At 45.4% G+C, this 9269-nt stretch carries 8 protein-coding genes; all 8 read left to right on the forward strand.

Going from position 1 to position 9269, the window contains the following annotated elements:
• Positions 1 to 4 precede the first annotated feature (4 nt).
• The 8 genes from gatB (at position 5) to WH46_RS06125 (ending at position 8449) form a co-directional block, all read left to right on the forward strand.
• The gene (gatB, locus tag WH46_RS06090; protein ID WP_046226090.1) at positions 5 to 1444 is read left to right on the forward strand and encodes an Asp-tRNA(Asn)/Glu-tRNA(Gln) amidotransferase subunit GatB; all 1440 of its coding nucleotides are present in this window, start codon (positions 5 to 7) and stop codon (positions 1442 to 1444) included.
• Positions 1445 to 1596: 152 nt separating this feature from the next.
• Complete coding sequence (locus WH46_RS06095; RefSeq protein ID WP_017814336.1) at positions 1597 to 2073, forward strand: GNAT family N-acetyltransferase; 477 nt, start codon at positions 1597 to 1599, stop codon at positions 2071 to 2073.
• Between the two features lie 17 nt (positions 2074 to 2090).
• Positions 2091 to 2798 (forward strand): MgtC/SapB family protein, encoded by a 708-nt coding sequence (locus WH46_RS06100; RefSeq protein WP_017814337.1) that lies wholly within the window; start codon positions 2091 to 2093, stop codon positions 2796 to 2798.
• Between the two features lie 101 nt (positions 2799 to 2899).
• Positions 2900 to 3469 carry a hypothetical protein gene (locus tag WH46_RS06105; protein WP_017814338.1) on the forward strand — a complete coding sequence of 190 codons (570 nt, stop codon included), beginning with the start codon at positions 2900 to 2902 and terminating at the stop codon, positions 3467 to 3469.
• Positions 3453 to 4883 carry a DUF4097 family beta strand repeat-containing protein gene (locus WH46_RS06110; RefSeq protein ID WP_046226092.1) on the forward strand — a complete coding sequence of 477 codons (1431 nt, stop codon included), beginning with the start codon at positions 3453 to 3455 and terminating at the stop codon, positions 4881 to 4883. Before WH46_RS06105 ends, WH46_RS06110 begins: the two co-directional genes overlap by 17 nt.
• A gap of 183 nt (positions 4884 to 5066) precedes the next feature.
• Positions 5067 to 5489, forward strand: coding sequence for a Fur family transcriptional regulator (locus tag WH46_RS06115; protein ID WP_046226093.1), 423 nt, complete (start codon positions 5067 to 5069; stop codon positions 5487 to 5489).
• Between the two features lie 151 nt (positions 5490 to 5640).
• A complete protein-coding gene (locus WH46_RS06120; protein ID WP_046226094.1) occupies positions 5641 to 7293 on the forward strand; it encodes a glycosyl hydrolase family 18 protein in 1653 nt (550 codons plus the stop codon).
• A 277-nt stretch (positions 7294 to 7570) separates the two neighbouring features.
• Positions 7571 to 8449 (forward strand): nucleotidyltransferase-like protein, encoded by an 879-nt coding sequence (locus tag WH46_RS06125; protein WP_046226095.1) that lies wholly within the window; start codon positions 7571 to 7573, stop codon positions 8447 to 8449.
• Positions 8450 to 9269 lie beyond the last annotated feature (820 nt).

Consider the following 9269-nt stretch of genomic DNA (forward strand, 5'->3'; position numbering starts at 1 on the left):
ACCGATGTCTACAGCCAGATACGAAACAGTCGTCGGACTGGAAGTTCACGTTGAACTTCATACCCAATCAAAAATCTTTTGCGGCTGTTCTACCGCTTTTGGAGCACCGCCAAATACGCATACCTGTCCGGTCTGCCTCGGTCACCCGGGTGTACTGCCCGTGCTGAACCGTCAGGCCGTGGAATATGCAATGAAAGCAGCGATGGCGCTGAACTGCCAGGTTGCCGATGTAAGCAAGTTTGACCGCAAAAACTACTTTTATCCCGATTCTCCCAAGGCCTATCAGATTTCCCAGTTTGATCAGCCAATCGGAGAACATGGATGGATCGATATTGAAGTGAATGGACAGACCAAGCGAATCGGCATTACCCGTCTGCACCTGGAAGAAGATGCAGGTAAGCTGACCCATACTTCGGGCGGCTATGATTCACTGGTAGACTTTAACCGTGTGGGTACACCATTGATCGAGATCGTCTCCGAACCGGAGATTTCTTCTCCCGAAGAAGCACGTGCCTATCTGGAGAAACTGCGTGCCATTATGCAGTATTGTGATGTATCCGATGTGAAAATGGAAGAAGGATCGCTGCGCTGCGATGCCAACATCAGTCTGCGTCCTGTTGGTCAGGCAGAGCTGGGCACACGCGCCGAACTGAAAAACATGAACTCTTTCCGCGGTGTACAGCGCGGTCTGGAATATGAAGAGCTGCGTCAGGCGCAGATTCTGGATGATGGGGAAAAAGTCGTTCAGGAGACCCGCCGCTGGGACGAAGCACTGGGCAAAACCATTTCTATGCGCGGCAAGGAAGAATCGCATGATTACCGCTACTTCCCGGACCCTGATCTGGTGACCCTTCATATCGATCAGCAGTGGAAAGACCGTGTGCTTGCGTCGATTCCGGAGCTGCCGGATGCACGTCAGGCACGCTATACTTCCGAGTATGGATTGCCTGCCTACGATGCAGCCGTTATTACTTCTTCCAAACCGCTGGCAGATCTGTTCGAAGAAAGCCTGCAGTATACAGGAGATGCCAAATCGGTTGCCAACTGGATTCAGGGCGAACTGCTCGGTTATCTAAATGCCAACAACCTGGAGTTCTCCGCTGTTCCACTTACCGGACAGGCACTTGGTGAGATGATCGGCCTGATTGAAAAAGGAACGATCAGCAACAAAATCGCCAAAACCGTCTTCAAGGAAATGCTGCAATCCGGCAAGAGCCCACAGCAGGTCGTTGAAGAACAGGGATTGACCCAGATCAGTGACGCAGGTGCGATCAAGACGATTGTGCAAGAAGTCATTGCTGCCAATCCGCAATCGGTTGCCGATTATCAGGCCGGCAAGGACAAAGCCATTGGCTTCCTGGTTGGACAAGTCATGAAACAAAGTAAAGGCAAAGCCAATCCGGGCATGGTTAACCAACTTTTGGCTGAATTGCTGCCGCGCTAAATACAGCGTATAATTTAACGGGATTCATGATATACAGATTTATGACATACAGATATGTAGAGGACATGCCAATCAGGGCATGTCCTTTTTAAAATAAACACTGTCCATACAGCCTGTTATCAGGCTGCTGGCCGTTAGAGGAGACGCCGACCATGATACGCCAATGCTCACTGGAAGATGATGATGTAGTAAGACAGATCTGGGCGCTTCAGCATATTGCCTACCGAATGGAAGCACAGCTGATAGGAGTCAAGGAGCTGCCGCCGCTTATGGATACGGTAGAGAGTATTCGCCGCTGCGAAGAGACGTTTTATGGGTACTTTAATGAAGAGGAAGAAATTCAGGGCGTTGTCGCCATCGAGCAGGAGGAGCCGGATACACTGACAGTCTCACGCATGATGGTGCATCCGGCGGCTTCCAGACAGGGAATCGCCAGCCAGCTGTTATCCTATGTATTTGAAGAGTATCCGGATGTACCGTTATACATTGTGTCTACAGGTACCAAGAATGAACCGGCAGTTGGTTTATACCGCAAGCATGGCTTTGAGCCGATCGAAGCTTTTGAAGTGGCTCCTGGTGTGGAACTGACTACTTTTCATCGTCATAATCCTAACATCACGAATGAATAGGAGGTGTAATTATAAATATGAGTAGTCCCTGGCTCATTGATAATATGCATATTTTATTCCGCCTGCTGGCTGCGATGCTGATGGGTGGGTTGATTGGATGGGAACGGGAACGTTCAAGTCATGCTGCGGGTCTGCGTACGCATATTCTGGTGTGTGTTGGTTCGGCACTGATCATGATGCTGTCCGTGTACGGCTTTGCGGATTTTATACATGAGACCAATGTGCGTATTGATCCGGCACGTTTGGCGACAGCCGTTATTTCCGGAATCGGTTTTCTTGGAGCAGGTACCATTCTGTTTACCGGCAAGGCCATTACCGGACTGACCACAGCTGCTTCTCTCTGGGTAGTAGCAGCGATCGGTCTGGCCATCGGAGCCGGCTTTTATTTTGCAGCTTTTGTATCCACATTGCTGGTAGTACTGAATCTTTGGGTACTGAATATTGTGGAACAGCGCTATATCCGGCGCAGCAAGGCTCATGAGATTACGATCGAAGGCATATCAGGTATACTGACGCTCGATCGGGTATCCCAATTTTTATATAGCGAGAATATTACGATCAAGAGAATTACTTTTATTAAGGAGCGTAGCGGTCATACCTTATCGTCGGATACACTGCTTACCGAGCTGCGTATGAACGTGGAGATCCATCATGCATACAACCCGATGGATATTATCAGCCGTATGCAAAAAATTGATGGAGTGACTGCTGTCTCTATTGAATAGACTCATAAGCAAGTATCTGTGTACAGATAAAAGGCACTACTTTAACACTATCGAAAATTTCGGACATACCTATCGTCAGCGGTATGGAAGGAGGAATCAATATGGCGAACTCCCCGTCCAGACTCCCGCTCAAACGCAAATTTATTGCTGTGCTGCTTGCAGCCATTTTACCGGGTTTTGGTCATATTTATCTTGGATTGGCACAAAAAGGCATTCAATTTATCGCTTTGCTGCTGCTGGATATTACAGCACTCTTTTATTTTACCTCCCAGGGCATTCAGATCAATCTGCCATTCCTCGGTCTGCTGGCGCTTCTCGTACCGGTGATTTACTTTTATAACGTATACGATGTACTACAGTCGACCGATTGGATTAATGAGCATATTCGGGCATATATTCCTTTCAAAAAGAAAAATCGGCCTTACGCCGGTCTGCGCGGTATCAGTTTTGGCTTGTTGCTCATTCTGGAAGGAACGATGATTTGTATTCTGCTGCTGCGTCCCTATTGGCTGCGCAATATTGTCAGCTTCTGGGGCGGCTATCTGACAGCATTGGTATGCTTGCTGATCGGGATACTGCTGTTAACTTTCCAGGGAATACGCATCTACCGTGCTCTGCATAAAGGATCGCAGGAGAAGACAGGAGGTGCAATCCATGCCCACAAAAATTAGAGTCGGCAGGATCACCGCTTCCTTGCTCTGGCTGGTATTGGGTGTTTTGGTATTTCTGGATCAGTGGACCGGTGGTGGACAGCTGCTATGGCTGCTAACATGGTGGCCGGTAATACTCGTCGTATGGGGAATCGAATATATTATTTTTTATATCCTGTCACGCCGTCGGTTGTTCAGACTGCGGATGGATATCAGAGGCATGTTAATCGCTTTACTGGCAGCAGTGTCCATTTTCCTCGTTACCGAGCAGAATCAGTATTTGTATTTATGGAGCAGGGTCAGTCTTGACCTGACAGCAGCTTCAGCCGAATTCAGTGAAGCATCAGGTACACGTACGGAACTGGATAGCCTGGCAGTACCGATTACGGAAGAGACGGATGAACTGAATGTAGAAGGTATTAATGGCGATCTGATTATTCACTCCGGCAGTGTAGACCAGATTCAGATCCGGCCTGTAGTGTGGGTCGATGAAGTGCAGCGGGAAAAAGCCAAAAAGATCGCCCTGTCTACCAAAATCAACTTTACTGAAGGGCAGGATATCGATATTCGTCCGGAGACGACCTCTTATGGAGAATCCAGCAATCGTCAGCCGCGAGTCAATATGGAGATTACCGTACCGGCCAGTCGGCACTTTGATATCAATGTCCAGACGACCAACGGCAAAATTACGATGAACGGTATAGAGGCGCTGCGCAGCATTTCGGTTCGGAGCGGTAACGGGGGTCTTGTGCTTCGTGACTTGCTGGGTGATGTCAAAGCACAGACCACCAACGGTAATATGGAAATCACTTCTATACTGGGCAATGTGAATGCAGAGACCAACCAGGGAACATTCCGGGTTAATGATATTAGTGGAGCTGCCAAACTGTATACACAGGTAGGCGATGTATCACTTACCGGAGGGCTCGGTGATATTGACGTCAATACACGTAATGGTAATATCTTTGTCGACGAAGCCAACTTCGAGACACGAGCAGAGACGCTGAATGGCAATATCGAAGTGCGCTCTGTCAGTATAGGTGGAGACTGGTCCGTATACAGTGCAGTGGGAGTCATTAATTTGTATCTGCCAGCCGCTGGCAATTATGAAATTTCCGGCTCCAATAGCTATGGCACGATCAAGACGGATTTACCTTTGGAAGTGAAAAATAAAGCGGTTAGCGGAACATTTGGTACTGCTGATCATACCATTCGTGTCGATGGCAATGGCGATTTGAATATATTGCACAATACAGACTCGATGATCCAAGACAATGATCAGCAGCGGGTTGTACCTTCTACAGGTCAAAAAGAGCCTTCCGACACTGCAGGAACAAAAACAGATGCTGCAGATAAGACAGCAGATCCATCTGCGGCAAAGAAAACAACAGAACCTGTTCCGGAGCCGAGTGGTAATTCTTCGACCGATAAATAACGGATACAGTTCATTGTTTACCGCATTGGAAAATAAGACTATACCTGTTTTAAGGCTGTTTCAGTAGCGTTGACAAGCTTCTTCAGCAACCTTTACAATGTGAAGGGCAATCCTGCAACAAGAGACAGCTGATAATGATCAGGCAAAATGCAGTTTGCGTAGTTCAACAAGGCGGTGGACCAGATGACAACACGTGTTCAACATGCACTCGAACAACTGAAAACCAGTGGCGTACGAATTACACCACAGCGTCATGCCATACTCGCCTATTTGCTGGAGTCTATGGAACATCCGACAGCTGATGAGATTTATCGTTCACTGGAACCGCAGTTTCCCAGCATGAGTGTTGCGACTGTATACAATAATTTGAAAATGTTTATCGAAGCAGGGATGGTTCGTGAGCTTACGTATGGAGATAGCTCCAGCCGCTTTGACGCGAACGTCACCGAGCATTATCATATTATCTGTGAGCAATGTGGCAAAATTGAAGATTTTAATTACCCTTCACTTCGCGAAGTAGAGAATCAGGCAGAACAGCATACAGGCTTTCAGATTTCCGGTCACCGGATGGAATTGTATGGAATTTGCACCGATTGCAGAGATTGATAGTAAAGGTTAATTCCAGCAGCACGGGATCAGAATATCCAGTGCTGCTTTTTTTATTAGGTTCAAATGACACAACTACATACAGGAGGCTGTATTGAGCAGACAGAAGCGAGCACGAGTGAACAGAAGTCGTAGAGCCAGACGTTGGTGGATGGCAGTATGTATTTTAATCATAATCGCAGCTGCAGCATATATTGCTATTCCCAATCCATTTCATGAAGATCCAGACTGGAAAGGGATCGATAAGCCGATCTTTGTTAAAGGTGAGCTAATGCAGTATCCGGCAAAGGGGACAGGTGATTCCCTGCAAATTCCACTGCCGGTTCTTCAATCCAAAATAGATCCGAATATTAGATATGAACAAGCGACCCAATCGATTATTTTGACATCAAGCAGTCATATTATGCATCTCAAAGAGGGAAGTACCAAAGCAGAATTAAATATGAAGCCAGTTCAGCTTCGTTTTGCTCCAGAACAGCAGCAGCAAGTAATATACGTTCCATTAGCGGCGCTGAAGCAAATTTACCATATAGATGTACATGAAGATCCGGATACGGGAGCCGTGATCCTGATGCGGGCCGGGGAACGGGTTCAATACGCGAAGGTGTCTGCAGGCGGTAGCGACCAGACTGTAGCACTCCGCAGTGAAGCCAGTATTCATGCACCGGTATATAACGATGTACCGGATGGTGCGAATTTGAGAATCTGGCAGACAGGTGATCAATGGCTAAAAGTACAGCTGGATAATGGAATTACCGGTTATATGCAGCAGCAAGCTATCCGATTAGGCGAGTTGACGACTATACCTGTTCCTGCCATTCCGGATAACCGTGTACAAACCGATTGGAAAGGTAAAAAAGTTAATCTTGCCTGGGAAGCGGTATACGAGAAAAGGCGTGACCCACATACGATTGGGGAACTACCGGGTATAAATGTACTGAGTCCAACATGGTTCGAGATTGTTGATGACTCCGGTAATGTCAGAAGCAAGGCAGATATGGAGTATGTAAACTGGGCCCATCATCGCGGCATTGAAATATGGGCGCTGCTGAGTAATGGATTTGACGCTGACCGGACGACAGAGGCATTGTCCAGCTATGAGAACCGGCGACGTATCATTACACAGATATTGGAGTACGCCAGAATATATCAATTGGACGGGATTAATATTGACTTTGAGAATGTGCATACTACAGATGGTCCGAATGTGACACAGTTTATTCGTGAATTGAAGCCGCTGGCATCCGAGTACAGTCTGGTGCTGTCTATGGATGTTACGCCCAAATCCAACAGTGAACTCTGGTCCAAATTCCTGGATCGGCAATCACTCGCGCCTTCGCTCGATTACATGATGGTTATGGCATATGATGAGCACTGGGCATCCAGTCCCAAAGCAGGTTCGGTCGCATCCCTGACCTGGACAGAGAAGGCAATGCAGCGTGTACTGGAAGAAGATGAAGTGCCTGCAGACAAATTGATACTGGGTATTCCTCTATACACTCGTATATGGACAGAGAAATCAGAGAATGGACAAACCAAAGTATCCTCCAAAGCGGTAGGCATGGAAAGTATCGCCAAGCTACTAGCCGAAAAAAAACTCAAACCGCGCCTGGATCCTGATACAGGACAGAATTATGTGGAGTACAAGGAAAAGGATGTCACATACAAAATCTGGATAGAAGACGAGTTGTCCCTAACCGCAAGAGTAGAGCTTGCCCGTAAGCTCCAGCTGGCAGGAGTAGCTTCGTGGACACGTAGCCTAGGCGATGAACGCGCCTGGAATACATTATCTACATTCAAATAAGCTGATTTTTATAGACACTCTGTACACCTATCAGCTATTAATCTTAAATACGGTTCACCAGATACGTACAGTTATCATTACCGAATAACTGTATACCATCCGATTACATCTTCTGCCTTGTTAAGCACTATGCTTAGCAGGGCTTTTTTTATGAAAATAGGCAAATTCCTCTATTCAGGCAGGAAAGGTATTCCAAAATGTAGAAATTAACCTTTAGATAGAAAAAGTCAGAAAAAATAAAAGTATATTAATCCCCATACCAACAAGGGAGGATCATGTGGAATTAACCAATCTTTCGTTTCTAAATGAAAGCTTCAATAACCGCAAAGTAGTCGGGGCTGTGGCGTCCGAGAGCAATAGTAAACAGTTCAATGGTTCACTGCTGCATGATTTTGAAGTTTTGATCATCGTTGTTTGTCGTCAAGATATGGAAGAGGAAATTATAGAGCACCGTATGGATATTTCCAATACGCATATTCAGGTCATTTATATAGATCGTGAACTTATGGAGAACTACGCAGTAGCGGGCCAGCAGCGCCGTATCGTCGAGCAGTTTATCAAGGGAGAGGTTATCTGGGATACCGATGGAGAAATCCAGCGGCTTAGAAGCCAATTTATCGAGATGGCAGGTCATCTGGCAGAACGGCGGGTGTTCAGGGAATTCAGTCTGTTTTTGACGCTTTATGTAGAAGCACGCTACCATATGCAGAACGGGCAGACTATGGATGCATATCATTGCATTTTTCAGGCTCTACAGCATTGGGCCAAGCTTGAATTATGTGAAAGAGGCATCTATCCTGAGTCAGCGATCTGGCAGCAAGTACAAAAGCATAAACTGGATGTCTATAAGCTGTATGAACAGCTTGCATTCAGTATGGAGACAATGGATCAGAGAGTAGAACTTGTTTTGCTGGCTTGTGAGTTTTCCGTAATGTCCAAAATGCAGGAATGCTCTGCGGTACTGTTCCGTGTACTTCGCAGTAGAAGACAACCATGGAGTATTGAAGAGTTAATCCAGCATCCGGAACTCAGTCATGTTGGAAATGCCTTATCCACTGTTGTTCGTAAGCTGGTATACCGTTCTCTAATCAGCGAGACCGTAACCTGGACACCCCAACCAGGAGGGGAAAGAGAAATCCGTTATTGGATCATTTAATATCGGCTTCCCCTGAAGCAGCTAAACTGTATGATCTAGTATTCCAGATTTAGTATTACCGTATAATGAACAATACGGAATAGCGCACAATGAACAATGCTGGATAGATCAGCAGTACAATCAACCAGTTCTTCTAGTTCTTCTAGTTCTTCTAGTTCTTCTAGTTCTTCTAGTTCTTCTAGTTCTTCTATATAGAAGAACATACTTGAAGATATAATCTATCCATAAAAGAATAAGCGGCAAATAATAAGCACTAAACAATAAGCACTAAACAATAAGCACCAATAGCAGTTTAGATATAATAGTTTTAATACAATTTTTAAAAAATATTGCTCTAGCAACGATGCATAAAGTGATCTTTCTTCACTACCAACCGAGCCATCAAAAATAGGACAGAGCAGTATAGAAAATACAACCAATAAAATGCTAAATAAATAGTTGACGACATTTAGGGAAATATGATAAATTATAAAACGTTCCGCTTCGGAATAAATTACTCATTAATGAGTGATTTCAACATCATATTTTAAGGGTATTGATTCATATCAAAACCTAATAAAAAAAGTGTTGACAAAAATAAACTCACATGATATATTATAAAAGTTGTCACGAACGAGTGACAATGAAAGATAAAGTGTCATGAGAGTCACATCAGCGAGTTACACATTAAGAAAAACTTCTTAAAAAAAGTGCTTGCTAAATGAAAACGAACATGATATGATATAAGAGTTGCTGCGAGAGACACAGCGGTAACGAAAAAGACTTTGATCTTTGAAAACTGAACAACGAGTGAGTGAAGAACTTCGGTTCTTCAAAATAT

The organism is Paenibacillus dauci (genome assembly GCF_000971985.1).
GTDB classification, from domain to species: Bacteria; Bacillota; Bacilli; order Paenibacillales; family Paenibacillaceae; genus Saccharibacillus; species Saccharibacillus dauci.

Bases quoted from the DNA above. Each gene is read 5' to 3' on its own strand.
- gatB (WP_046226090.1), top strand. From the start codon at position 5: ATGTCTACAGCCAGATACGAAACAGTCGTCGGACTGGAAGTTCACGTT.
- WH46_RS06095 (WP_017814336.1), top strand. From the start codon at position 1,597: ATGATACGCCAATGCTCACTGGAAGATGATGATGTAGTAAGACAGATC.
- WH46_RS06100 (WP_017814337.1), top strand. From the start codon at position 2,091: ATGAGTAGTCCCTGGCTCATTGATAATATGCATATTTTATTCCGCCTG.
- WH46_RS06105 (WP_017814338.1), top strand. From the start codon at position 2,900: ATGGCGAACTCCCCGTCCAGACTCCCGCTCAAACGCAAATTTATTGCT.
- WH46_RS06110 (WP_046226092.1), top strand. From the start codon at position 3,453: ATGCCCACAAAAATTAGAGTCGGCAGGATCACCGCTTCCTTGCTCTGG.
- WH46_RS06115 (WP_046226093.1), top strand. From the start codon at position 5,067: ATGACAACACGTGTTCAACATGCACTCGAACAACTGAAAACCAGTGGC.
- WH46_RS06120 (WP_046226094.1), top strand. From the start codon at position 5,641: ATGGCAGTATGTATTTTAATCATAATCGCAGCTGCAGCATATATTGCT.